20 protein-coding genes are annotated in these 25123 nt (G+C 47.1%); 9 read left to right on the top strand and 11 right to left on the bottom strand.

The window, feature by feature from the left end; genetic code table 11:
- Both HXZ99_RS07420 and HXZ99_RS07415 read right to left on the bottom strand, forming a co-directional pair.
- On the bottom strand, nt 1-579 hold the full coding sequence (locus HXZ99_RS07420) for an SOS response-associated peptidase (RefSeq protein WP_194756659.1): 579 nt from the start codon (nt 577-579) through the stop codon (nt 1-3).
- Nucleotides 580-594: 15 nt separating this feature from the next.
- Nucleotides 595-1209 (bottom strand): helix-turn-helix domain-containing protein, encoded by a 615-nt coding sequence (locus HXZ99_RS07415; RefSeq protein WP_228517780.1) that lies wholly within the window; start codon nt 1207-1209, stop codon nt 595-597.
- A gap of 273 nt (nt 1210-1482) precedes the next feature.
- Between HXZ99_RS07415 and HXZ99_RS07410 the strand changes: the two genes are divergently transcribed.
- From HXZ99_RS07410 to HXZ99_RS07395, 4 genes are all read left to right on the top strand, one after another.
- Nucleotides 1483-2691, top strand: coding sequence for a serine hydrolase domain-containing protein (locus HXZ99_RS07410; RefSeq protein ID WP_194756658.1), 1209 nt, complete (start codon nt 1483-1485; stop codon nt 2689-2691).
- A 336-nt stretch (nt 2692-3027) separates the two neighbouring features.
- Entirely contained in the window at nt 3028-3546 is a 519-nt protein-coding gene (locus HXZ99_RS07405) for a hypothetical protein (RefSeq protein WP_194756657.1), read from the top strand.
- Nucleotides 3547-3555: 9 nt separating this feature from the next.
- A complete protein-coding gene (locus HXZ99_RS07400; RefSeq protein WP_194756656.1) occupies nt 3556-3747 on the top strand; it encodes a hypothetical protein in 192 nt (63 codons plus the stop codon).
- Between the two features lie 192 nt (nt 3748-3939).
- A complete protein-coding gene (locus HXZ99_RS07395; protein ID WP_194756655.1) occupies nt 3940-4605 on the top strand; it encodes a HEPN domain-containing protein in 666 nt (221 codons plus the stop codon).
- 53 nt (nt 4606-4658) lie between these two features.
- Here HXZ99_RS07395 and HXZ99_RS07390 read toward each other — a convergent pair whose 3' ends face one another.
- The 4 genes from HXZ99_RS07390 to HXZ99_RS07375 form a co-directional block, all read right to left on the bottom strand.
- On the bottom strand, nt 4659-5807 hold the full coding sequence (locus tag HXZ99_RS07390) for an HNH endonuclease (protein WP_194756654.1): 1149 nt from the start codon (nt 5805-5807) through the stop codon (nt 4659-4661).
- Nucleotides 5808-5810: 3 nt separating this feature from the next.
- The gene (locus tag HXZ99_RS07385) at nt 5811-6395 is read right to left on the bottom strand and encodes a class I SAM-dependent methyltransferase (protein ID WP_194756653.1); all 585 of its coding nucleotides are present in this window, start codon (nt 6393-6395) and stop codon (nt 5811-5813) included.
- Between the two features lie 85 nt (nt 6396-6480).
- A complete protein-coding gene (locus HXZ99_RS07380; protein WP_194756652.1) occupies nt 6481-6675 on the bottom strand; it encodes a CPXCG motif-containing cysteine-rich protein in 195 nt (64 codons plus the stop codon).
- Between the two features lie 96 nt (nt 6676-6771).
- The gene (locus HXZ99_RS07375; RefSeq protein WP_194756651.1) at nt 6772-7035 is read right to left on the bottom strand and encodes a hypothetical protein; all 264 of its coding nucleotides are present in this window, start codon (nt 7033-7035) and stop codon (nt 6772-6774) included.
- Between the two features lie 263 nt (nt 7036-7298).
- Here HXZ99_RS07375 and HXZ99_RS07370 point away from each other — a divergent pair, with 263 nt between their 5' ends.
- From HXZ99_RS07370 to HXZ99_RS07350, 5 genes are all read left to right on the top strand, one after another.
- A complete protein-coding gene (locus tag HXZ99_RS07370; RefSeq protein ID WP_194756650.1) occupies nt 7299-8411 on the top strand; it encodes a GGDEF domain-containing protein in 1113 nt (370 codons plus the stop codon).
- Between the two features lie 2 nt (nt 8412-8413).
- A complete protein-coding gene (locus tag HXZ99_RS07365; protein ID WP_194756649.1) occupies nt 8414-9076 on the top strand; it encodes a restriction endonuclease in 663 nt (220 codons plus the stop codon).
- A gap of 79 nt (nt 9077-9155) precedes the next feature.
- A complete protein-coding gene (locus HXZ99_RS07360) occupies nt 9156-9893 on the top strand; it encodes an endonuclease/exonuclease/phosphatase family protein (RefSeq protein WP_194756648.1) in 738 nt (245 codons plus the stop codon).
- A gap of 268 nt (nt 9894-10161) precedes the next feature.
- Complete coding sequence (locus HXZ99_RS07355) at nt 10162-12291, top strand: AAA family ATPase (protein ID WP_194756647.1); 2130 nt, start codon at nt 10162-10164, stop codon at nt 12289-12291.
- Nucleotides 12292-12474: 183 nt separating this feature from the next.
- The gene (locus HXZ99_RS07350; protein ID WP_194756646.1) at nt 12475-12699 is read left to right on the top strand and encodes a hypothetical protein; all 225 of its coding nucleotides are present in this window, start codon (nt 12475-12477) and stop codon (nt 12697-12699) included.
- Between the two features lie 301 nt (nt 12700-13000).
- Here the strand turns inward: HXZ99_RS07350 and HXZ99_RS07345 are convergent, their stop codons facing one another.
- The 5 genes from HXZ99_RS07345 to HXZ99_RS07325 are packed head-to-tail and all read right to left on the bottom strand — an operon-like array spanning nt 13001 to nt 25096.
- Nucleotides 13001-15139, bottom strand: coding sequence for a UvrD-helicase domain-containing protein (locus tag HXZ99_RS07345; RefSeq protein ID WP_194756645.1), 2139 nt, complete (start codon nt 15137-15139; stop codon nt 13001-13003).
- Entirely contained in the window at nt 15132-21557 is a 6426-nt protein-coding gene (locus tag HXZ99_RS07340; RefSeq protein WP_194756644.1) for a DEAD/DEAH box helicase, read from the bottom strand. Before HXZ99_RS07340 ends, HXZ99_RS07345 begins: the two co-directional genes overlap by 8 nt.
- A gap of 16 nt (nt 21558-21573) precedes the next feature.
- Nucleotides 21574-22692, bottom strand: a complete 1119-nt coding sequence (locus HXZ99_RS07335) for an HNH endonuclease (protein ID WP_194756643.1) — start codon at nt 22690-22692, stop codon at nt 21574-21576.
- A gap of 1 nt (nt 22693) precedes the next feature.
- The gene (locus tag HXZ99_RS07330; protein ID WP_194756642.1) at nt 22694-23398 is read right to left on the bottom strand and encodes an OmpA/MotB family protein; all 705 of its coding nucleotides are present in this window, start codon (nt 23396-23398) and stop codon (nt 22694-22696) included.
- A 3-nt stretch (nt 23399-23401) separates the two neighbouring features.
- Nucleotides 23402-25096 (bottom strand): coiled-coil domain-containing protein, encoded by a 1695-nt coding sequence (locus tag HXZ99_RS07325; RefSeq protein WP_194756641.1) that lies wholly within the window; start codon nt 25094-25096, stop codon nt 23402-23404.
- Nucleotides 25097-25123: the final 27 nt, after the last annotated feature.

Here is a 25123-nt window from a genome sequence, read left to right as displayed (position 1 = left end):
TTAACTCGCCTCCACCACCAACTCAATATCCTTCGGGGCGGATAGTAGCGGGGCCAGCGCGTCGGTGTCGCTGTGCAGCCAGAACTCGATCTCACTGGGGCGAATCAAAAGAGGCATGCGATGATGAAATTCTGCGCATTGCTTGGTGGGCTCAGTGGTTAGTGTGACCAGCTGGGAGGAGGAATCTTGCTGGGGATAGTAAATTCCGGCCATATATAGCGGCTGCTCATTTGCTTCAGAGAAGCGGTATTTCGTTTTACGCGTTGCCCCTTCTTGCGTCTTCCATTCATACCATCCGCTGCAAGGAACAAGGCAGCGAGATTGCGCAAAGGCTTTTTTAAAGGTTGGTTTTGTCATGACGGATTCGGCCTGGGCGTTAATCAAAATACGCTTTGCCCAAGCCGGCTGAATACCCCATTCAGTGCTGCGTGAATACAGATGACCGTCATTGGAGGCAATCACCTTTACCTGCTGCGTTGGCCGTAAGTCGCGGTTGGTTGATACCTGAAAATCAAGCCCGAGCTGCTCGGAGACAAGCACGCTCAGAGGATGATCTTTAACATCGAGCCGACCGCACATAGGTATACTTATCCGTTACTCAACCGGCGGGTTAGTTGTATCACCGCCGATTAAGCGTTTCATTAAAAGTGGCCAGAGCATAACCATGGCGCCACTCGCTGCAATGATGCCGCCGGGTATCCACCAAATACTGCCGCTCACCACAAACCCGAGCAGAATAACGAAGGAGCCGGAGATCATTAATGACAAGCCCGATACCGACGCAGAGGAGGCGAGCAGGGGTAACATTCCCGCGGCACGGCGCATGACATTTAAATAGTTGAGGGAGTAAACCGAAAGGCCGCTAACAATGATGGCAACACCGGCAATGAGCAATGGCATGTTCGCTGCCGCTATAATGCCGATAACCACTAATAACGTGCCTATTGTCGTGAGCGAAAAACTTGTATGCTCAGCGCCGCAACCCTGTACCGACTCCCCTGGCACAACGATCGAAAGCCGACCTAGTGGCACATCAAAAGCGGCCGCTAAACTCAGCTTGGTTTCCCGCGAGCCGCGACCGTCCGCTTCCACCCGTTGAATGGTGCGCAAGCTTAATCCCGCAACTTCGGCTAAATGTTCCTGCGACCATCCCCGGCTTTCGCGAAGGGCGCGCACTTGTTCTGCGTTAATACTCATGTCGTAAAGCATAATGGTGTCTCCTTGTGATTGGAAGCATCAGCTTGCGTCCAACACGAAAAACACACCACGACACGGTAACGTCATTTGTCTGACATGGGCGTGACAAGCACCTGACACGGAAAGAATGTTCTTACGATGGTCATAGTCCACCTCCTCTTTACTAACCTAGTAATTTGTCGAACGTTTCGCCATAAACTGCTCCATTTCTAACTTGTTGAATCTAGCAACGATGGATATTATCTAAGCTCAATTGGCGCTTTCTAACACTACAAGGAACCCCCCATGAAACGTATCCTGCTTGGTTTGCTTTCCCTCCTTGTTGTGCTCGGTTTAGTGTTCTCGGGCTGGTACTATCGCCCCTGGTCGCCTTTTTCGCCTGCGAGCGTACGTGCCCTTGATAAGCCCGAAGAGTATGTGATCACCTTTCAACGTATGGATGAGTTGTTGCCTAGCGCGCGCATTCAAGCACAGCAGCCCCAACCTCTTCCGCGTAACCTGCAAGCCTTGGACATTCGCTATGAATGGAATGGGGAGACCCGCAGCTTAGAAAGCTACCTTGAAGAGGCTAGGGTGACGGGATTCACGGTTTTGCATCAAGGCACTATTATCCATCAGCAGTTTTTTCATGGCGCCGACGAATCTACCCGCTTTACGTCATGGTCGAAAGGTAAAAGCTATGTAGCGACCTTAATTGCCATGGCCTTGAACGAGGGGCTTATCGAAAGCCTTGATGACCCTGCCGAGCGTTACGCACCGGAGTACGCTGAAAGCTATTATGGATCGGTGAGTTTGCGCCACTTGCTGATGATGTCTGCCGGCGTCAATTTTAACGAAGAGTATTCGCCGCACCGCCCATCCGACGTGCGACCATTTTTCTTTAATGCGTTTATTTTAGGACGCAGCCCCGACCGACTTGCCCGGGCGTTTGGGCCTAACGAACAAGTACCGGGGGAGCACTTTCACTACGTCAGCACCAACACCCAAGTGCTCTCAGCTGTGGTGCGCAATGTATTTAACGCGCCCTTAGCCGCTGTTGTGGAAGAACGCATTTGGACGCCCTTGGGCATGACAGCCGATGCCTCCTGGCTGCAGCATGTACAAGGCGACCGCGGTATTGCCGTGGGGTATTGTTGCCTGCAAGCCACCAGTGAAGATTACGCCCGCATGGGTCAATTCTACCTGCAACGGGGTGAGTGGAACGGTGAGCGCTTACTTCCCGAGAGCTGGGTGCAAGAAGCGACACAACCGGTTTCGTCGGCGCACGAACCAGGAAACACCATATACGGCCCGCAGGGCTACGGTCTGCACTTTTGGATTCCAGAGAATTATGATCGCGAATACTACTTTGCCGGGGTATACGGCCAATACATTTGGGTCGATGAAAAGCGCGGTGTGGTGATCGTGCAAAACGCCGGCGATCCAAGATGGGGCCGCCGCATCACCGAAGCCTTCACAGTAATGCGCGCTATTGCTGCAGCAGTGGCTGAGTAGCCAACGCACCGCGTTGGTTCTAAACACCCCGTAGCCAACGCACCGCGTTGGTTCGGCGCCGGGAACTCGCAATCAATACCGGACCAACGCACTGCGTTGGCTACACAACTCCCGGCATTAATCCCAAAAACCAAATGCGACACATAATGTCGCACTCACTCCTTACATTGTTCACTGCGGCAAGGATTGCCACCGTGCCATGGCCTCATGGCAACGCGGCACAGGAGGTGCCTCCACAATCTTAAGTCTCGTTCGAGACCTGAATATTCCAAATTAAAAACCAAAACAACGTCGGCGCGCCAGCGCGCGACACCTGCTTCTGTGAGGAAAATACCTATGAGCATTTCATTTCGTCAGCCCAAGAAAGATACCCGTAGCCCCATTGAGAAATGGGCAGACAAACTTCACCTAGCTGAGTTTCCCGAAGAATACGATTACACCTATGATTCAAAAGCGGACGCGGAAGATCGGCGGCGGGGTAAGAACCCCATGAGCGCTGAATACGTTGACCGCGTGAATACTAAACGGAGTCTGCGCGGCGTTGGGCCTCTTGGCGACGATGGCTTACCCACGGATAACGCCAGCAAAAAGTGGGCCCTAAAGAAAGCCACCCGCGATTTCACCGTACGCCTCGACAATGCCTTGTTTAATAACGACCCCATGGGCACCTGTTGTGTGCGAAATTATTGCACTGATGAATATGCCCACATCACCCACGGTATTGTTGCCCGACTATCGAACGAGCCGCTACACCAAGCCATATTGAACGAGCTCACCCATTGGTTCGATGCTGAACTCGTCAACCGCGAAAAAGTACACCTCGCCGTGATGGCAACCCTCACCGATTTAATTTAAGGAGCGCGTATGAGCGACCAAAATCTTCATGAACTGAGCAACGAAGAAATTATCATCGCCATGCATAAAATTCTCGAGAGCCCCTATCAAAATTGGCTGTCTACTTGGGGAAAGAACGTCGTGTTTAATCGCTATAAAGAAGAACTATATCGCCGCGGCTACGCCGGCGAAATTCCGGAGTGGCGATATGGCCCGAAGTGAATTCGCACTTCAAAAGCCGTTTTGACGAGCCAAATCGCTTAGGGATGATAACGATTGTATGTAGCGAGTTTTGAAGGCGGGCCAGTTTTTTGATTGTGCATTTTAGACTTTCATCATTCGCCATATCGGGTTAATTTATAAGCACAATTAAAGCATTCGAGTACCTCAAAATACGGAATTAAGGACAGAAATATGGATATACCAACCCACTCGACACTTAAAGAGTATCAGCGAAAACATCGGGAGCAATGGGGTACAGGGCTTAATTTGAGAGTCCATCGCGCTTTAAGTTGGCTTAATAGGGCCGAGCAAGAGCGTGCCGCAGCCGACACTGACTGTGAATTTATCTTTCTCTGGATAGCATTTAACGCAGCCTACTCTAGCCAGTACACTCAAGAGATTAGAATGAGTGAAAAAGCTGCTTTCGATTCGTTTCTCGGACGAATTGTCGATTACGATAAAAAGAAGAGTTTATACGGTATTATTTGGGAACATTACACCACGGATATTCGTGCGCTGATGGATAATCAATTCGTATATCAGCCGTTCTGGGATCGTGTAAATGCCGACGCTAAGGACGAATCTTGGCGTGAAGGGTTTACACTTGCAAAACGACGAAGCCACCAGGCTTTAGCGGAACAAGATGTAGTCACTTCGCTGTCAATTCTTTTAAGCCGTCTATACACGCTTCGCAATCAACTGCTACATGGGGGCGCAACCTGGAAAGGCAGTTTAAATCGTGAGCAGATAGAGAGAGCGACTGGTATTTTGCGCTGCGTTGTACCCATCGTTATTGAGCTCATGATGGAAAATGGCACCGACACCTGGGGTGATGCCGTTTATTTTCTGGAAGGGTGATTCGAGAAAACTGAATGCTGCGTAAAGCGATAAGCCCTTCCCAAGACTAGAGTCTAGGCATTCTTTTTAAAATAAACCTCACGATGATAGGCCATATAATCTTGATGTCTCGCATGCAACAAAACCGACATTTCTTTATGTATCCCAAGAGTTTCATATTCGCCCAATTGCTCGGCGATTAGAATCCGACCCTTATCGGTGAAACTTACATAGTTCAGGTCAAAAGCTTTATCCAAGTTGGGGATCAATAGCAGCCCATTAAACGGATCCAAGCGTTCCTCGTTTTCTGCTTTCGACCACGGTTTGATATGTGACGCTAGAAGCAATGAAATATTGTCGTAGCCTGTAACCGCACAGCGCTGCCATTGCTGAATCAAACGCTCTCTAAACTTACCCTGCCCCCGACGAGCTTGAATCAGCATGGACTTCTGAGTTACTTCAAGACTTTCATCCTGTTCTATTACGCTAATATCATATTGCATTGTCGCGTCTGTGATTTCGTCAAGATAGGCACGGTATAGCTTCAAGGCTGCCAAATACATGCCATTGCCGCGTTTGTTGTATTCCTTAAAGTCAGGCACATTTTGGGCCTGTTCTACTAACCTCGCCACATGGAAATAATCCGAGATATACATCAAGTTCGTGTTAATCAAATTCGCGCTTTCTAACCAATTGGATATCGAACTCCTTAGTGCACCCACATAGTTGTTGACTGTCTTCTCAGACTTACCAATAGACAACGCCCAACGTTTAAATCCCTCTTCTTTGCTATCCAGGTTCTCAGACAACGCGATACGCAACGCATCTCTATTCGACGAATCTTTAAGTAGCAGAAACAATTCGTCATCCAAAAATGCATGGGTAATTGTTGTCGCAATCAAAGCATCAGAGGGTGTTATAATCGCATCGTAAGCTACAGCCCTCCCAGGTTGGATAGCGTGATGCCAAAAAGGTGATGATCTTAGGTAGAAGAATGGGTCCTTAAAATTTAACCTGTCCTTGTCGCTTTTTAAGCGTTCAAAGTGCCACGCAAAGCGACGTTTGAGTTCTTCATTATAATAAATTGCATTAAGCCCAATCCTTCCATCTTCTATCAGATCCAATACCGCAAATAACATACACACTTTATGTGGGCTGGCCGATTGACCGGAACGGTTAGGCCGAACATCCTTGAACTGTTCAATGTATTTATTTAACGACATTTTTTATTCCTTTTTCACCAGCACCGCATTCAACCACCGATCATGATCACGGTGGGGGCGGGCGTCATTTGAGATCCAAACTTTCGTTGGGCTTAAATCGCTATCAGCGATTACTTTTTGCAAACGTGCCTCGTTCATATTGGTGAAGGTGCGCCCTTCACGCTCCACTTCATGGTCGCCATACTTGAACGAACAATAAAACAATCCGCCGCGTTTCAGCTGATCCGCCAGATGTGAAAATGTTTTCGGAAGTTCGGAAAAGGGCACATGCAATAGCGATGCGCACGCCCACATAGCATCGGCGGGTTGCTTAACTGAGAAATCAAGAAAAGCTGTTTGTTGCACACAACCGGAGCCCAAGCGTTGTTTTGCAATCGTCACCAAGGCTTCACTGGCGTCGAATGCTGTCACGCGAAATCCTTGTGCTTGAAAGGCCAATGCATCTCGGCCCGTTCCACAGCCGGCGTCGACGATGTGTGCGCCAGCAGGCAACAACGGCAGAAATTCCTGATACAGGGGTGCCATATCCACTTCGGCAGTATCGAAATCAAAGGCATGTGCGTTTTTATTATAATAATCAATGCTCATGAGCGGCTATCCTCGAGGCTTACACCATCATAGCGCATTCCCAAAAGCAGTCTATTTTTATGGCGTGGTCATTGATGCACCACACCTACTCATCATCCGTGCGGGCAATAACCTCAAATTCGCCGTGCTCGGTTTCATGTACCGAAATTTCTATCGGCTGACAGCAGATCTGACAATCCACAATTTGCGCCTGTCCGACATCGTTTAGCGCGTCAATTTCAAGTGAGTTTGGCGCCATACAGTAGGGACAGGAGAATTCAGCTTCGTAGCTGAGCGACATAATTTCGCTCCTTATTGGCAATACATGCGTTCAAGTACGTTAGTCGGGGCTCCACGGATTTTCAAGGCGCGGAATCAATGCGACACGTTATGCTAGCTAGTTACCGACACCTAAAATAGGGGCACAGGCACGCATCACTAACATGACAAAAACTGTAAGTATGGTGATCATGGTGTAGCGAAACACATTTTCCCCTGCCTTTGTTTTTAAACCGCCCCTCGCTTTTGCTTTTGCAATGCCGCGCTCGGTTTCATCCACAATCATAAAAACAAAAAACACACCGAGCAGAGCAAAAACCAAGCTTTCGGTACCCAGCAAAATGAGCAAAAGCGATAAGAATATTAAGACTGATACAGGCATAAGAAGCCCTCATCTCGGAATTTCGTTCATTATTTCGACTGAGTGCGACAATTTGTGTCGCATGAGAGGGAGAGCGCCATAGATGAATTAAAAATGCAGTGATTTAATTGAGCTGTTTAGATGTTATGGCAGATGTTAGGATTTTTGCCTACTTGATAGTCTCAACGTGCGCTTTGCCAACAAAGAGTACTTGCAAGCCTGCCGCAGAAAACCTAAAGTTTTGATAGTGCCCTTCATCAATACCTAAAGGAAATGCAGCGCGCATGGACATTATTAGCATTATTGTACTCACGGGCATTATCAACCTCACCTTCTCGCTGTATAGCTGGCAGCAAGTGAGTAATCCAGAGTCTCACGCAGCCTGTAAACCATGGGCCCAAGCGCAATTTGTCAAAGCGTTCTCTTTTGCTGTTTTCGCGACTGCGCTTTTGAGTGCCTCCGACGATTTACGATTACTGGCCAACATTCTTATTATCCTTGGATGCTGGGCCGAGGTTCGAGCCTACAACAAACTTGCCGATGCCGGATTAAAGCCCATCTATCTCTTTGTCGGCTTTGTGATCACCAGCGCCATATTCACGTATATTCACCTCACCAGTGGTGTCGGCCCAAACAATACAACGGTTGTCGCGGCATCACTTTTACTCGCATTGCCATTGGCGATGAATGTGTACGCCTTGTACAAACTTCGCAATCAACATTACCGCAGTGTGTTTCCCAAAGTACTGTTTATGGTGAATCTAGTGATCACGATGCTGCTCGTAGTGCGTGGCATGGTGGCTTACGACAACCACGAATACACTGTGATTGAGGCGTGGTTCATTAACCAACTGTTTATGACGGCTACTTTTGTTCACGCGTTAGGAAACGGCATTGGGTTTATTGGGTTCTTAAAAGAGCGCTCCGACGAGAAGCTACAAACACGGGCGAACATCGACTATTTGACGGGTATTCACAACCGCCAGTATTTCGAGAAACTCGTGAGAGCGCGCATTGCAGGGAATGCTGAATTTACCTTGTACTTCCTCGATATCGATAAATTTAAATCGGTGAACGACCGCTTTGGTCACGCCACCGGGGATGAGGTTTTGCGGGTGTTCTCCCTGCTATTACTGAAGCAACAAGAACGCTACGACGGCGTTGCTGGCCGCCTCGGTGGCGAGGAATTTGGACTGTTGCTGCCTGAACAAACACCCATGAGTCATGGTGATATTATTCAAGAATTACGCAACGAATTCGCTACCCAAGCCGAAAAGACGCTCGGCGAACCCTTGACCTTTAGCCTCGGCGCCTGCGCTTCAAGCGACGCCGATACCGTACAAGATTTGATGCGCAAGGCCGATGTGCTGCTTTATAAAGCGAAACGGGAGGCGTAAAGATGGCGCGTAAAGGCTTGGCAGACGACATATTCAACATGGCGAAGAAGCTACCATGGTGGATAAGCCTTTTTATTGCAGCCCTCTCCTACATTGCTTCACCCTTTATGGTTGATCTACTCTCCGCGCCCTCAGAGGAACCCATTCGCAATGCCATTAGCGGCGCCTGGGCATTCGTTGCCCTCATTCTTTTTAAATATGCACTACCCATCGCGTTCGTATTTGGGGCCATGGCGTCGGTGGTAGAACGCGCTCGCGCCAAACGCGTGCTATCACGCACTCGAAACCGAATGAATGACAACGCATTCGATGCGCCACAAGCACTGGCCGACATTTCATGGCGAGATTTCGAACGTCTTACCGCTGCCTATTTTAGAGAGCAAGGGTTTCAAGTACAGGAAACCGACGCAGGCCCCGACGGTGGCGTTGATTTAGAGCTTTATAAAGACTCCAAGCTGTACCTTGTGCAATGCAAGCATTGGAAGACCCAACATGTGCCCGTGCAAAAGGTGCGCGAGCTTTATGGAATAATGGCCGCCAAAGGCGCAGAGGGTGGGTTCTTTGTGGCGTCAGGAAACTTCACAACCGAGGCGAAGCGCTTCGCGCTTGATAAAAATATTTTGCTGATTCATGGCGCGGATGTCTTAAAAACCGCGGAATTTTGAACTATATCTATTAAGAACATTCCAAGTAGTGAAGTGTTTTTGCTTCCACCTGATAAACCTCACATCTGAAGGCGGAGAAGTGCTTAAGCCAAAAATCATTGTTCCTCAGCGCTTGATACATGAGCAACCCATCATTCATGGTGAGAACTTTGGCGTGCTCTGCTGGAATACACAAAAGCTTACAGAAACCATTAATTTTCAAGTTGCCCTTGCCCGCATTCTCGATCAGTTCCCAAGCTTGTTCTTGTTGTTACAGGAAGCAAAATTAACGCTGCACAATGATTGGAAATTGCCCCACTGGTCTTATGCAGTGGCCCCGAATATGCAAACCAAGCGCTCCGTGTACGGAGTGTTAACCGCCAGCCAGATAGCCTTTACCGATGCCCAGCCGCGACTTTCTCGCAATCGCGAAGGTATGTTCGCGACCTATAAAAGTTATATGCTGTCGTACCATCCGCTACCTGATCAGCAATCGCTACTGATCGTCAATATTCACGCGATTAACTTCGTGCGAGCGAGTTACTTCTTACGGGAAATGGAATTGCTCAAGTCTGAGATTTTACATCACCCTGGGCCTCTAATCGTCGCCGGCGATTTTAACGTTTGGAATCGCCAAAGGCGCTTACATTTGCGCCGATTTTGCCGCAGCATGGGCTTGCGCGAAGCATTTATGTCTGAATCCCACCATATCAAAACCTATCGGGAACATCCCCTCGACTTCGTGTTCTATCGCGATCTTTGCTTAAAGCAAGCAACGGCCATCGACACCACCACGGTGTCCGACCATAACCCTATCTATGCGCAGTTTACGTTGTGATGGGTTGGCGAGTGAAATAGATATTGCATTTAGCCATCTAGACGTCTATATTTGGTCAGGTTGATTTATCAAAGGATATAAACATGCCTGTAAGACGTGCAACACCCGAAGAGATGAGGAAGCGGTTCGGAAATGGCTTAATTATTTTTGGGCAGAAGCCACCCGCGCAATACCTAGAGAATCTAAAAAAGCAACGGGAAGCTGAAGCCTGCGACACGAAACGTCGCAGGTAGATGCTACAGTCTCCGACCACCACGAGGAGACTGCAATGATGACTATTTGTTCTATGCCTGCCGTAAGCAACGAGCCGCGCAATACATCCCTTAGCCCCGAACGTGAACATGAACTGCTTGAGAAAACCGCCCAGCGGTTTATTCTTCAATCCATGCTCGCGCTATCCGATAAGCTCACGGATCCCGTTCCTTTCATTACCGTCGAAGATCTCGGGTCTACATTCGCGCTGAGTGAGGAAGATAAGACGCGATTGGAATCCAAAAGCCAACTCGTCAAGTTTCTAAGAAAACGCTTAATAGCACTCGATCGGGAACTGAACCCTGACGAGTTAGCGGAAACAACACTCGAACAGAACTTAAAAATGCTTCGGGAACAACTGCAGTTTACCCAGGACGAGACAGATTACCTTCGATTCCATATATTCTCGGTAACCTATCAGGAATTCGAAATGGTGAATAATCTTGTGCCGTGGAAATCATCGCCGCAAGCCGTTTTACGCTTGCTAAGCATGATTCTTGGCGTGAGTATGCGCTCACTTAGCGAAGCCCTCAAAGAACAAAGCCGGTTGTTTAATTACGGCATTCTCCGATTTGATTCTACCTTTGCATCGACAAACCTTTGTAAGCATGAGCTTGAAGAGCGCACCGCAATTCAACTGCTTTCGCGTCGGCTCCAGCTAACCGATTTACTCGCAAAATTTGCGCAACGTGCTCCCGAAGCCAAATTAACTGAAGACGATTTTTCGTTTTTATCGCAGCACTATGCGCATGTGGCGTCTCTACTAAAAAGCGCCGTTGAGCGCCAAGAAAAAGGCGTCAACATTCTACTTTACGGGCCTCCTGGTACCGGCAAAACAGCACTTACCCAAGCGTTGGGACAAACCATCGGGTTTCCTGTGTATGAAACCGGGGTAAAGCATACCGGGATAACCATGCCCCTGGACTGCATGGACCGTCTCTCTGCAACAAGTTCGGCAGCCTATTTGCTTAAAGGAGTGCCCGCACTGCTTGTGTTTGATGAGGCCGAAGACGTGTTTCGCGGCTCGATGTTTCGTTCAAGTTTTGCCGAAGATAAAAAAGGCTGGATGAATAAGTTTTTGGAAGAGAACGAGCATCCTACGATTTGGATTTCAAACGATAGCAGCTGTATGGAGCCGTCGGTGTTACGCCGTTTTAGTTATATTGTGGAAATGCCTAATCCACCCATTGCAGACAGAAAGCGTCTCTTTGAGAAAATGCTAAAACAGCATACGCCAGTGATTGACTACAACCTTTGCAACGCACTTGTCTCTGAACTAGCGGAACATCCGAGCATCACGCCAGCGCTTTTCGACAGTGCGCTTCAGGCTTCTCGCGCTCAGCACAATGACATGGCGGGCAATGCCAGTGCACATACTGCAGAGTTCGTTAGGGATTGGCTGAACCAATCGTTAGCGGCAATGGGCTACACACGCCTCAAAGAGCGGCGCGCGATAAGCAAACTTCCCTTTGATGTGCAGCTGATCAACTGCAACAGCATCGATGTGAGCCAAGTGATTCGCGGATTAGCAACAAATCAAAGCGGACGAATTTGCATCTACGGCCCGCCCGGGACAGGCAAAACAGAGTATGCACATTGGCTTGCCAAATCCTTAAACAAACCGATCATCACAAAAAAAGCGAGCGATCTGATGTCGCCTTTTTTGGGTGCAACAGAGCGCAGTATTGCCAACGCATTTAGAGAAGCCGAGCAAGACAATGCGGTGCTTCTTATCGATGAGATTGATAGCTTTCTTGGTGCCCGGCAACATGCGCAGCGACAGTGGGAAATTAGCCAAGTCAATGAACTCATGACGCAACTGGAAGCGTTCGACGGGATCTTCATAGCGACCACCAACCGCTTGGATGCCCTCGATCAAGCGTCACTGCGACGCTTCGATTTAAAGATGCATTTTGATTATTTGAATCCGACACAGCAAAAACAGATGTTTTACACACTCGTTAGCGCGCTCCAGCTTTCAGTGCCCACCGAAGCTGAGCTATCAAACCAAGAGTTTATTCCAAGCCTGACCTCCGGTGACTGCTATGCCGTGTATCGGCGTCATCGCTTTGCTCCAGTGAACGACTGGCAGCAGCTGTATGGGTTGTTGCGCGATGAGGTGGGATTGAGGGGTGTATCTAACTAGTTGACCGATTCTCGGTGGCGGCCCGCGTTGCGTTTTGCGGCAAGGGCCGCATCACCACAATGGGGGTGTGAGCCCGAATCAAATAGAAAAAGCTACTGGATTAAGGGTAAATCGGTGGCCGGTATTACTTGCCCACTGCAAAATGTCAGTGGTATTTAAGCGATAAATACGGAGGACAACACTATGGCACAAAGACTCAAAATAGTATTAAGCGAGGAGGCAACAAAGCGCTATTTGGAATTAGCCCGTGCAACAACGGAAGCGGAAATAAACGCCGACTGCGAGCCCTCCGGCGCGAGTATTCAGGTTGAAATTTGGCACTTAGAGAATGCTGTGTGGATGCAAAACGGCGACAGGTTGGTCGATATCGGAGTAGCCGATGTGGAGTTGATCGGCGAGGGAGATTAAAGGAGTGGCAAGCGAATACATGCCGGAAACATGCCTATTGTAATAGGTCGCATCCGATATGCCATATTCTCAGCATACATCTTTCTCCTTGCGGCCCGTTTCAGCTTCTTTCAAAACCTTTAGGATCTGGGTCTCAGTAAAAGGTGATTTACGCAACTTCTTGTCTCTGTGGTTAAGGGTATTATCGACAGAAACACTAAAAAATCATTGGTCCTATTTTAAGGGATGGTTACATCTCTCCTTTTAATCCTAGATTAACTATAAACCGGTGGCTCGTTTTGCTTGATCATTACAAAACACATTAAACCCCGCTCAACAAAAACCGGCTTGGCTCTCCATAATATGAAACATATAGTCCATGAATTGCCCGCGTGCCCGCAACATGAAACAAAGCTCGTTCATTTAAATCATGGTTTCTCATTTCAACAGGATCTGAAGACGCCCATGGCATATCAAAAGGAACAGCCCCATCGTTGACACCAATAATAAAGATAAATTTAAATTCCAAACCTTTGACTCGGTGCATAGTCGCTGTCCGAATACCTCCCAAAGAAAGATTATCAGAAACGTCACGACTCACTTTGTTTACGGCAATGCCGACATTGCGTAATGCCATAACAATAATGTTTAAAGCTTTTTCGGTTCTACCGACGATGCAAATATCTCGCGATGAAACCCCATCATCAATCAGCGCCTGAACTTCATTTTTAATCCACTCTGCTTCAGCTTCCGCACTCTCAAAACCTTCGATGACAGGCGGGTTTCCTGCTATTAAAGAGCGATACCCTTTTACGGGATCAGTGCCTTCGTCTAAATCATCCACATCTACGTTCTCGAGCACACTGGTTGCGAATCTACGTATTTCGTCTGTCGTTCGGTAGTTAATTCTTAGTTTGCGCCCACGACCGATTATTCTGATTCCACACTTGCCAAGGGACGCTTTTCGTTTATAAATGCGCTGGTGCCCATCACCAACGAGGAATAGGTCATTCTCAGCTTCATCTACTAACGCTCTAATCAACTGCAACACTTCTGAGCCTAGATCCTGCGTCTCGTCGACTACAGCAAACTTAAAAGGACGAATCGAAGCCCCTTCGTTTAAAAGGTTAATCGCTGAAAAAACCGCGTCTGAATTCGTCAATAATCCGCTTTTATGAAGCTGAAACCGCATTTCCTCAAAAACAGGCCAAATTTTGGAGCGTATGGGCCTGGTCAAAGATGTTCCACGCCCTATTCGTTTTGCTCGAAAATATTCTTGTTCAGTTTTCACTTGCTGAGGGAGAACAACATGAAAGAATTCTTCATCATAAAAGCTCTCGGGCAAGTCAACATCTGTCGGCATCAAAGTTAAGGCTTGTTGCCAGCATTTGTCATACGCATCATTTCCCGGGTAAACAATCCGGCAAGGTTGGTTTTCTCGTTTTAAGAAACGAATTAACCATTTATCGATATTAGTCACTTCAATTCGACGCATCTCGTCTGCCGAACAAATTTTGCGCAGGTGTGCTTCTATATCGAGCGCTAAGTTCGCAGTATAGGTTGTGAAAAGAATACGCTCGCCCTGGGCCAACCGGTTTTTAATAAGCCATTTCGCACGGTGCATTGCTACAACGGTTTTACCAGTTCCAGCACCACCTAAAACGCGAACCGGGCCATTCCAATCTCGTTCAACAAGCGCGCGTTGACTCGGATGTAAAAACACTCGCCAGCGCTCTAGTGGAGCATCCAGCATTTGGGTGAGTTCTTCGTCGTCTGAAAGCACTTTAAACCGACGTTGCGTTTGAGCTCGTTCGAGTGCAGCCTCTACGTCCGCAGTGTCTACCGATGGTGCGCTTTCTGGAACCGCATACTCTCGAACCACTTCATCAAACGAAAGGCCGTCGGCAATGAGTGCGAGTGCTTCATAAGCTTCAACAGGAAGCTTTGCGGTAATCGCTTCTAGCTCTGCTACCTGAGTCAGCGCCTGAACTTGCTCAATGCGATCATCCGGTATACCCAGTCGAAGCAAGTCTTCAGCTGCGATATCAAACAACGGCTCCAACGAAACTTGAGTCTTTTCTAGCTCAGCCCTCTTCGCCGGAACATGTACCTCCCCAGCTTCAATCACTTCATATATTTGCAAGCTTCCTGTCTGACGATTTACCGTACATTTGTGCTTACGAGCCCAATCATAAGCGTCATCATGTTTATCAACCCACATCACCAGATACACATTTCCTTGCTCTGGTTTTAGAACAATGCCACGGTAATCTTGGTCGATACGAACAGAGCGATAATTGTCACTGGCAGCGTCATTAATTTTCTCGTAATTAATCCCAGGCGACATGGGGTCTGCTCTAAACTTATGAACGAACTCATTTACTTTTCGCTGCTTCGATTTCGGCAGCTTGGCAAAAGCCATAAAAAAGTCTTGGGAAATGGCAACGGTTACATTATTCATTAAATACACCCTGCTCTTTTAGTTTTTGTAAGCTTTCAAGAACCTTATCGTTGTCGCTAATAAGTGTCCAATCATCCAATTCGATACTCGGCTCCATGCTCACGGCTACCTTTTGACGCATCCATACTAAATCAAGATCTGAACCATCAACGACAACGGCACCCGTGTCATCTAACAAGTCATCTCCAACCGAAGGCTCTGGTAATTCAAGCTTCAAGATACTCTCAAGAATAGCCTTATCTAAGAAGCTAAAGTCAAAAATATCGGGCCATTGCGCTGAAGAATTATTAGCTTCCAAATCCGGGAACTCTTGAGGTTTATCCGTATAAATTCGTTCAGCAACGCCCTTTTCAACCATTTGCATGGTCGCCATTGAAAACCCTGGTACAAACTGCAGCTGATTAGCCGCGTGCCAGAACGCTCGCCAATCGGTTTTAAACTCATCAGTGAGTAAAGTGTCGCGATCATCAAAGTAAAGGTGCAAGCTAGACTGCTTTAATAATTCGTCACGGATTAAATTGCTCATCATGGCTAGAGGAAGGGTGACCGCTAAACCATGCTTACCTGGGCGATTATCGAAAGCATTCATAAAGCCACCGGGAATCATTTCCGCCTGATCAATGTTAAGACGAGTAATCACTGAAGGCGGAGCGACTTCTTGTATTCGATACCCCAAGCGCTGCTTCAGTGCAGTGTCTTTTACCGCGACAGGATTTAATGCCGTCATGACACGGTATATCGCTCGCTGCTCTAGTTGACCACGAGTTTGTGCAGGGTTTCGCAAGAATTCGCTGAGCCATTGCAAAGAAGCGCTCATGTTCAAACGCTGACAATCATCTGCTTTCAACCAGCGAATACCTGCAACTTGGTCGTACATGGCTTTCATGTGACTTTGTGCTACGCCGTCTAATCCCATTAAATCGCGAAAAGGCACCTCTGCTTGTTTGCCAATATCGGGTAAATCATCCCAATTCAGAGAAAACACCCAGTATTTGCCGCTTTGTAGGAGCGCTGAACGTTTAGCAACATCATCATCCATAATCGCATGGTGATATTGCAGTCCATCTAAGTATACAGCGATAGGTTTCGTATGCTTTTGGTCTTCGGTGCGCGCAGGGATCAACATCACGTCAACGCGCGTGTTTAATTCCACTCCCTGTTCTGGCCCTAGGTTTACTTGATGTTCAAGCAGCCAAGGCATTGGTCGGCCTTGTTCATCAATCAGAGTCAACAAGTGACCGCTTTTACCATTCACAAGGCTCTTACTAAGCTGCGCTCCGGGCAATCGCCCTAGTGCATCAACAAAACGTTGCTCTAACTTGCTTTCAATGAGCGTATTGGTAGAAATTTCACCTAAGCTTTCAACTTCTTCAATTTCAGCTCGCAAATTCAATATTTCACCGAGCAACTCACTCGCTTCGCGCCGAGAAATTCGTGGCATATTGCGGCTATTTCGATAAGCTAGAATACACTCGTAACAGCCATCTAAATGCTCGCTATCAATACAAGAACAGGTGGTTAACACGCCATGCGCCTTCTCTAGCATGGTCATGAGATTCTGAGGGGCACGCATTAAGTCTTTTAAATATCCGGTTCCGCCCGGTATTTTATCGTAAACCACCAAATAGACTCGTTCGCCGCTGCCTTCACCACCCGGCTCTTTCATTTCCGTCACTTCTAAATGAGTCACGTCTCCCTGGAAATGAGTTTTTAAACCAAGGTTCAAAGCAGCAATAAATGAATGAAGCTTCTCGTCTGAGTAGGCAACTTCACTCAGTGGTAATAGAATTCGAATGGCTTCCGAAGTCAGCTCTCGATATAAGAACAAGCTTTCTAAATATTCTTTTTCGCTGTCTAACTCAGGGTTTTTCTTTAACTTACAGGAGTACGCGTGAGGCTCTTCATATTTACCCCATCGTTCTTTTTGAACCTTGCCGCAGTGTTTGCAAATCTTGAAACCTTGCCGCGATGATTCATCGCCGGCTACGGTAATGCGATTCCGAGAGCCACCCTTAGGGCCAAAATTCACTTCTCGAAGGGTTACCTTCTGCAAATACTCAAAACCGAAAGGCAATATATCGCTCTTTAAACGAAAACCACCCTGCATTTCTTGTTGCGGAATATCCACCAGCTTTTGCGTGTTGAAAAACTTCGGCTCACGTGTTTCAGAATCATCACCAATACGGCTATCTTTATCGTCAACCGTCGCATAAACCTGTCGTAGCTTTAGAACCTGTTGCTTCTGTGCTGAATCAGCCCATTGGGGATCGCCACATTTAGGGCAAGCACTATGTCGATCACCGGAATCAACGCGTTCAGTAAATTGGCATCGCGCACAGAAGCGCCACTCTTCTGTTTCTGAGAGTTGTAAGTCGATTTGCTCAACTTCGAGTTCATGGCTCACCGCATAAAAACGACTCAACGGAGCGAGTTCGCTCAGAGCCGCCTGCGAAGGCCGCTGAAATGAATAAGCCAATTTTTCATAAGGCTTCTGTTGGTCATCCCCTTGTTCAACCACACGGCGTTTAATAATAACAGAACGCAGCGTCACGCCTTCTTCTGGGAAGGCATAATTCGGCAGCAAACCTTCGTCAGTAAAAAAGTTAAGCGTATTTTGTTTATTCAGAGCGCGATGTAACGACATAAGCGCCACCCGCTCTTGCTCCACCACGTCGATTTGATGTTTAATTTCTTCATCTTCGGGCAAACGTTTTAATCGCTCACGCTCAACTTTGAGTTGGTTAATTCGGCGTGAGAGCGATGCCCGCTCTTCTGAAAGCTTCTGCAAGCGGTTAATCAGGCGCCAACTTAACGAACCTTCACCTTGATCGCTAACAAACTTATCTAAATAAGTGCGCTCGCTATCTTCAAGCTCAGGAAACATACCAAAGAAGCTAGAAAGCAGTGCATGCCGATGTTCTGTCACAAAGAAAATCAAGTTATAAGGAAACTTATCCGTATGACCGTTCTCGACCGCATCGATAACCTTTCTTAATTCGCCCGGTAGCGCAAGTTCATCAACACCTGTTAATACCCAACGATCAAAGCTATAGGCTATTAACTGCCGCTCTAAAACCGCTATGGCTTTTAGGAATACACCGGGCGTGTGTACACTTCCAGACATCATTTTCAACGGATCTGCATAAAAATACTGGTCATGGTTCTGCCCACCGGCAAGGGTAACCGCCATTGCATTACCATCACGACGACCCGCACGGCCAATACGCTGCAAATAATTTGCCTGTGCAGGCGGCACCGAAAGCAAAAATACCGACGACAGCGCACCGATATCAATCCCCATTTCTAACGTGGGTGTCGCCGAGAGCAAATTCACATCCCAAGGCTCAGTACCGTAAATAAAAGACTGCTCTACCCGCTCTCGATCTTCGCGTTGGAGAAGGCCGGTATGTTCATGGGGAACAAGCCGGCGCGGAGCTGATTTACCGTAATCAACCGCTGAGCGAACACTATCCGCCTCGACTTGTAGATGCCCCGCACAGGTTAAGCGTAAACAACTGCTTTCACCGAACATTGGAAGCTGTTTCTCTGGCACGACAATTCCATGGCGACAGGTGTCACAGTTAAGCTGTGCCACCTGAGAACTGATCCAAAGTTTGTTCGGGTTTAAGGCCCATACGGGCTCTTCTTTGCAGTAACGTTCTACCAGCCAATCGTGTTTGACCAGCGCATGAGTCAGCTTTTTGAAGAAACTCGTCGCTTCGGCTGTAATGAATACGTTGTCTCTGCCTATCGTTTTCTCCAGCCAACGCACACTCCACGACTTGCGACTTTTAACAACCAAGGATTCAAAGCTTCTGGAGAGATTTCCAAGTGTAATTGGAGATGGCTGTAAGATAGCCCGACCTAAACTTGGCAAATATTTTTGACGGTCTCCTAGTTTGGCAAACTTATAGGTATCCCCGGTTCCCATTAACACATCCATTTGATCCAAATAAATTGCACCTAGCCTATAAAGATGCCGCAGCCACCTTAAAAGAAATTCTGTTAGGTCTTGCTTGGTTAAGTCGCGAAGTGATTCAAATTCTTCGCGCAACTTCGGTGTTAATTCTTGAACAACGTCAGTAAGTGAGTCGTCTTCGTGAAGCGCGGCCATCCCTGTCCGCGTTAATGTACGCCCAATTGCCGCCCGCTGACCAAACTCTAAAAAACACTCATAAGCTAAACGGTAGCGAATGAGATCAGGTAGGTTGCTCCCTGTGGGTAAGCGACCATTTTCAACCAAATAACTGTAATCACTCAGCCATTCCATATTCGGAGCAATAAATAGTCCACAGAAACGCGCATCATTACCTACTTTATTGCGCCAATACTTAGGAAATTCATCCATCATGTCCGTAAGCGTGACATCTTGGTTTGTAGTTTTCAGCCATCCTGCCATGGCTTGCCGCACCACTGTCCGCCAGGTGTTGGCACCGAGAAAGCCAGCGCGGTGGGCTGCATCCTGCACGGAATCCGAAAACGCAATGAGCTTGTAGTCATCGTTATACACCGAGCCAAACAACCGCCCAGTCATCACACCGGTTAAGGTGGGAGCCTGCGCCCCCACAATCATCATGGTGTCTTTGGCACCACAGTCAGGACAGTCATGGTGGCATTTATGCACGGCGTCGCCATCACGGTTCGCTTCGCGAATTATGTTTGGTTTCCAAACACGAATCAGGTGCTCGTGCTGACAACCCACGCATTTCTGTTCATTCCGCGCAGGCTGCAAACGACGGCAATTTGGACAAAAATCGAGAATCTGATGCTCTTTATTTTCGCTGTCAGTTAACGGAACTAACAGCACACTTTCCGGCGCGTGAGAAAACCAATGCTCGTAAAAGTTTTGTGTGCCAGCTTGTAAGTTTGGTTCACCCGGCTCGGTGACCGCACCCCATGCTGCCAAATGGCACTCGCGACAATGTAGCAGTGGTAAATGTAACGGATTTGTTTGATCGGTTAAGTCATCTGAGAACTCGATGGTCAAAGGCGTATCGGCACGCTCTGGCACGCGGCACACTAACCGCCGATACTCGCGCAACCAAAGCTGATGTCGCACTTGCAATAGCGGATTCGTCCAATCGTTCGGGCTTTCGCTAAGCCACGGGTTCTCACCTTTCTCAACTCGAGCAGCGGAAACTAAGGCCGTTATGCTTGCTATATACTGTTCTTTTTGTAGTGACGTTGCATCACCACCGCCATACCAATCGGCAGCCAACTCCTGAATGCTTTTTAATGAGGCGGTAGACTTAACCAGCTGATGAAAGCCGGCATGTTTATGAAGAAGTTCACCAAGCGCTGTACTCGCTCTCGCGTTTTCTATCACTTCTTCATGTTGAAAGTGCGGAATGGCATTGGCTTCAAGCTCTGGAAACCATAGTTTTACCTGAGCACTCAAATATTCATCAGCGTGCTCATAGGCTTCAGGATCAAGCGCTGGATCATTTGCACTTGGCATCGTGAAGTATTCTGGGGATTTAGTAAGGTATTCTTGCGGACTCAAGCGGTCTTCACCAATAATTGAATCATCATCAAATTCGGTGGCAAACACGGTGCTCGCATAAGCAAGCAACTCGCGTTGAGAGTCGCTCCCCATCGTTGCCGACGTACCGACACAAGCAAGTTCTGGTCCGCACTCTAGGCGATCACGTAAACGACGAATCAAACAGGCTAAATCTGTACCTTGCGCACCATCAAAGGTATGGAGCTCATCTACCACAATATAGCGCAACATGCCTGGTGTATTATGCTTCCACAGCGGCTGATCTTTTGGGCGAATCAGCAAAAAATCGAGCATTTTATAGTTGGTAAGTAGAATATCTGGCGGGTGCTTTCTCAGTGTTTTCTTACAGGTTATGACATGGTCACGCCCCATGTGATCATGAGCCCCCGCTTTTTCATCGCCACCAACAAACAGACCTACCGTTAATTGTGTATCTAACGCAGCAATTTCTTTTGCAAACCGTCGAGCTTGGTCCGTAGCCAAAGCATTCATCGGGTATACAATAATGGTTTTTATACCCGGTTCACGGCGCTGCAAACAATCATCAAGCACCGGCAGCATAAAGCACTCGGTTTTACCAGAACCGGTTCCGGTAGAGACAATGGTTGAGCGAGGCTGTTCAGCACATAAGCGTTCAAAAGACTTTAACTGATGAACATAAGGTTGATAGCCTAATTGGTAGCGTTTAAATGGAAGTTGCTCTTGCGAAGCCACCCGAAAAGGTAGCTTTATATCTAAATAAGGCCCTTTTACTACCGCTCCATCACGGGCTAGTAGCTCGGAAATAAGTGCTTGAGGAGAGGGATCTTGCTCCGGTGCCACCCGCTGAAAATAAGGCGTAGCAATGGGAAACGTGGTCTGCATGTAATCCGCAACTGCGTTTTGCATTTCCTTTGCGACAATACTAGGTAACATTCACTTTATCCTGTCGTTAACGAAGATCTTTAAATCCTACTGAAAGAGCTTCTTCTACAGTCATTAGGCGCCAACCTTTAAGCTCAAACTTATCATTTTCAACAAGAACAACTCCAAGTCGCCAGTTTGGCCAAGCCGCCTCTATCATTCCAATCACTTCACCTTGATCATTTTGTGGTTCGAAACCAGTTTCCGGCATCGGCCACCCCGCTGATTTAGCGAGATCTAGCACACCATGAACCGCAGGATCGGCAAATGCCATAGCCTCCGTCCAGTCAACAGAATGAGACTGATGAGTCTTGTTTCTAAGGTGACTAATAATCGCCATATCTTCTCGAGAAACATGCATGTGATCATGAAGTGGTTCTTTTCGATGACAGTCAGCACACAAAGCTTTCAAATTAGAACGGTTATTATCATGTTTAACACCGTTAATATGATGCACGTGTAAAAGGTAAGGATGACTCTTTAAGTTGATATCGCATGATTGGCAAGTATACCCAACATCAACTCTTACTGCGTTCGAGATACTTTTCCAATTATCGCTGTAACCCGCTTTTCTTTGAGCAAAAGAGCTCGGCATATATTTAAAGAATGAACTGTAAGTCTCGAAAAACTCCGGAATACTGAATTCATCTGTAATTTTCTGGCGTTTGCTAAAATCCCGCGCGCCTTTATAATTTAATTTGCTTAAACAAGTTTGGCACACTGCGAGCTCGGCTCTAACTTCACCAGAACTCCCATAACCATTAGACGAGCCAAAAATCTTAAACTTACCTGAGAGATCATTTACCGCTGTATAACGTTTGAAACGATTCCTCTTCTGCATGTTTTCCAAGGTGCCGCACCATGTCACATGGAACTTATTCCCCTTAGAGCCGTCTCTTTGGGCATCTAAAAACATTGATCCGTAAGAATGATCGGGGATGTATAACAAAACTTGCCGGCCTTTAAACGCAGCTATGCCGGTTGAAAAATCAATTTCCTCGGGCGAGACATCAATTCCGTCGCCGCCAAGCAAGGTGTCAATCTCATTAAAACGTTGTCGCTCCAATGATACCCTAAATGATGTCTCCTCAGCCTGTAGGCGCGCTACGGCACTTTCTAAACCTGAAAAATCACTGTTAATTTTCATACTAGTTATTCAATATCCGTCGAATCTGAGTATCTGCATTCGTCATTACACGAAACGCAACGCGACGCGACTCCCGTGGAAGTTCATTTCCATATTCGTCTAATACTAAACGGGAAGACGAAAAGCCTACCGCAGCAACATTCTCTTTCACCCATAGTTGGGCAGTACTATCTGAGGGGATAATTCCATACACGTATGACAACACCGATCTAGTCCTACCTTGCGAAAGCTCCATATTATTGAAATATGCTACGGCAGGTGATGCATCGCCCCAAGAGCTGTCCGTATGTCCTTCTATACGTATTTCACTGATATGTTCTTCAAAGTTTGCCAGTACATTTAAATATCGCGGAAAGAAGTCGTTCAGTATCTCTTGAAAGCGAGGCTGAATCTCTATTTGATTTACAGCAAACAGTACTTCTGGGCTCTTAAACTCAAACGAAAGCGTATCGCGATCAATTTCTGCTTCCCATTGTTCTAAATCGTTTTCAAATTCTTCGAGTAAGTGTTCGTATATAGCGACCTGTATATTTTGATAAGTAACAGCAATTTCCTGAATTCTATCTTTTTCAATGAGCACATATCTCATAAACGTGACAGAAATGAACAGAAACACCATCATCAATCCAGCCATTAAGTCAGAGACACCCATCCAGTGTTCGCTATCCTGCCTCGCGCCTGTTTTAAAGTTACCAAAAATAGACATGACTTATTGTCTCTGGTTCGGTTGACTACGAAGTACTGCGTCCATTTGCTTAACAAGTTGAGAATAATCAGTGGTAAACTTCTCGGTTACCTGAGCAAGCGCCGTTCCCATGTTAGAAATAACACGAGTCACTTCATCGCCCATCTGCTGGTCCATAATTTCAACTTGTTTGCTAATTCCTTTACCAACCGTGTCAACAGAGTCCTGGACTTGTGTTGGAATCGCTGAAAGTGCTTTACCCACCGAGTCTCGAACTGAACTAAGAACATCTTCAACAGAGCTGTCCAAGCTCTGCTGCAACTCTCTAGCACTGCTCTGCAAGTGCTGCACCATTGCTTTATTCGCATCTTCGATGCCCACACCAGCGTCTTTAATGACACGATTGAGTTCTGATTCCATACTACCTACGGACTTCTCAATGCTGTCTCGAATACCTTGTAAAGCACCGTCGATTGACTCATTCACTGAAGTTCGCAATGACTCGGCACCTTTCTCGAGGCTATCCATCATATCGCGCGTAGCTGCTGCAATGCTCTCGGAAGAATCTGTCAGCTTCTCTTTAATTTCATCGGCATTACTGGCAACGTTCGATGCTACATCACGCATGCTTTGATTGGTGAGCTCGACGGACTTACCAAACTCGCCAGCACCCTCTCGCAATGAGCTCTCCATTGCATCGGCAGCTTCTGCAAGTTTCTTGGTTACATGATCCAACTGACCTTGAATATCTGGAATCGCTTCTCGTGCTTGCACTTTCATCTCAGCAAAGGCTTCAAGGTGGCGTTGAAGTTCTTGGATTTGATGTTGATTCACTTGTAATACTGTCTGCATTTCCGCCATAGATTTTGGAATCTCTGCAGTTTTGTCGCCAATCTCAACAACAGCAACCTTTGTTGCATCAATCGCTTTCACACCCTCACCATAGTGCTCAGCCATTTGCTCCATTTGTTCCATATACTGCTGCTGCCACTCCACAAGCTTCTTCACAGACTCGTCGAGACGTTTGAAGTTTTCACCGAACTGCTCGGTTAAGTTATGATTAAACTCAACGATTACCTCTTTCAATGCCTCAATAACCGTTTCAGTGGCTGATTTAGAGAGTAATTCTGCAAAATTTTGCATTTCATCAAACAAGTCTTCAGCAAATTCGTCATGCATTTTGAATTGCTTTTCAAACGCTTCGCGCTGATCCGCGCGGGCAAGTTTCATCACCCCTACCAAAGAGCTGTCTTCCTCGCCTGCAAGTGCTTTTTTCAGAGCCAATAAATTGTCATTAGACGCTTTTAGTTCAGCATGAATATGATTAGGGGTCACTTCGTCGGGTTTTTCCAGGTGTTGCCGTTTTGTGGCGAAATAAAGTGAGTCCATGCCCTTGAATATGATGGCTGCCGCCATACCGGCTAAACTCGTAATGAACGCAGTTTTCAAACCGCCGAGTAAGGTTGGTATGGATTGATTGATATCTTCCGCACTACCGAAATTAAAACCGAGCAATCCAATAACAATACCGGTAAAGGTACCCAAAATACCTAAAGAAGTGAGGATATTAGGCGCTTGATAAGTAAACTGAGATTGCTCACCTTTGTTTGCCTTATAAAGCGCAAAAACCAAAACGCCTAATATTATCCAAAGAAATACTTCAGCGATTGAAGAGGCGGTCGTCCCGCGTAAAAATCCTTCGATAAAACTGTTAAACATCTGTAGCTCCCTTATCCACGCGGGTTT

Origin of the sequence: Aliidiomarina indica (assembly GCF_015354615.1) — a bacterium.
Taxonomy (GTDB): domain Bacteria; phylum Pseudomonadota; class Gammaproteobacteria; order Enterobacterales; family Alteromonadaceae; genus Aliidiomarina; species Aliidiomarina indica.
Note: the sequence above shows the minus strand (reverse complement) of the source record. Positions and strands in the feature narration are given on the sequence as shown.

Bases quoted from the DNA above. Each gene is read 5' to 3' on its own strand.
- HXZ99_RS07420 (WP_194756659.1), bottom strand. From the start codon at position 579: ATGTGCGGTCGGCTCGATGTTAAAGATCATCCTCTGAGCGTGCTTGTC.
- HXZ99_RS07415 (WP_228517780.1), bottom strand. From the start codon at position 1,209: ATGCTTTACGACATGAGTATTAACGCAGAACAAGTGCGCGCCCTTCGC.
- HXZ99_RS07410 (WP_194756658.1), top strand. From the start codon at position 1,483: ATGAAACGTATCCTGCTTGGTTTGCTTTCCCTCCTTGTTGTGCTCGGT.
- HXZ99_RS07405 (WP_194756657.1), top strand. From the start codon at position 3,028: ATGAGCATTTCATTTCGTCAGCCCAAGAAAGATACCCGTAGCCCCATT.
- HXZ99_RS07400 (WP_194756656.1), top strand. From the start codon at position 3,556: ATGAGCGACCAAAATCTTCATGAACTGAGCAACGAAGAAATTATCATC.
- HXZ99_RS07395 (WP_194756655.1), top strand. From the start codon at position 3,940: ATGGATATACCAACCCACTCGACACTTAAAGAGTATCAGCGAAAACAT.
- HXZ99_RS07390 (WP_194756654.1), bottom strand. From the start codon at position 5,807: ATGTCGTTAAATAAATACATTGAACAGTTCAAGGATGTTCGGCCTAAC.
- HXZ99_RS07385 (WP_194756653.1), bottom strand. From the start codon at position 6,395: ATGAGCATTGATTATTATAATAAAAACGCACATGCCTTTGATTTCGAT.
- HXZ99_RS07380 (WP_194756652.1), bottom strand. From the start codon at position 6,675: ATGTCGCTCAGCTACGAAGCTGAATTCTCCTGTCCCTACTGTATGGCG.
- HXZ99_RS07375 (WP_194756651.1), bottom strand. From the start codon at position 7,035: ATGCCTGTATCAGTCTTAATATTCTTATCGCTTTTGCTCATTTTGCTG.
- HXZ99_RS07370 (WP_194756650.1), top strand. From the start codon at position 7,299: ATGGACATTATTAGCATTATTGTACTCACGGGCATTATCAACCTCACC.
- HXZ99_RS07365 (WP_194756649.1), top strand. From the start codon at position 8,414: ATGGCGCGTAAAGGCTTGGCAGACGACATATTCAACATGGCGAAGAAG.
- HXZ99_RS07355 (WP_194756647.1), top strand. From the start codon at position 10,162: ATGATGACTATTTGTTCTATGCCTGCCGTAAGCAACGAGCCGCGCAAT.
- HXZ99_RS07350 (WP_194756646.1), top strand. From the start codon at position 12,475: ATGGCACAAAGACTCAAAATAGTATTAAGCGAGGAGGCAACAAAGCGC.
- HXZ99_RS07345 (WP_194756645.1), bottom strand. From the start codon at position 15,139: ATGAATAATGTAACCGTTGCCATTTCCCAAGACTTTTTTATGGCTTTT.
- HXZ99_RS07340 (WP_194756644.1), bottom strand. From the start codon at position 21,557: ATGTTACCTAGTATTGTCGCAAAGGAAATGCAAAACGCAGTTGCGGAT.
- HXZ99_RS07335 (WP_194756643.1), bottom strand. From the start codon at position 22,692: ATGAAAATTAACAGTGATTTTTCAGGTTTAGAAAGTGCCGTAGCGCGC.
- HXZ99_RS07330 (WP_194756642.1), bottom strand. From the start codon at position 23,398: ATGTCTATTTTTGGTAACTTTAAAACAGGCGCGAGGCAGGATAGCGAA.
- HXZ99_RS07325 (WP_194756641.1), bottom strand. From the start codon at position 25,096: ATGTTTAACAGTTTTATCGAAGGATTTTTACGCGGGACGACCGCCTCT.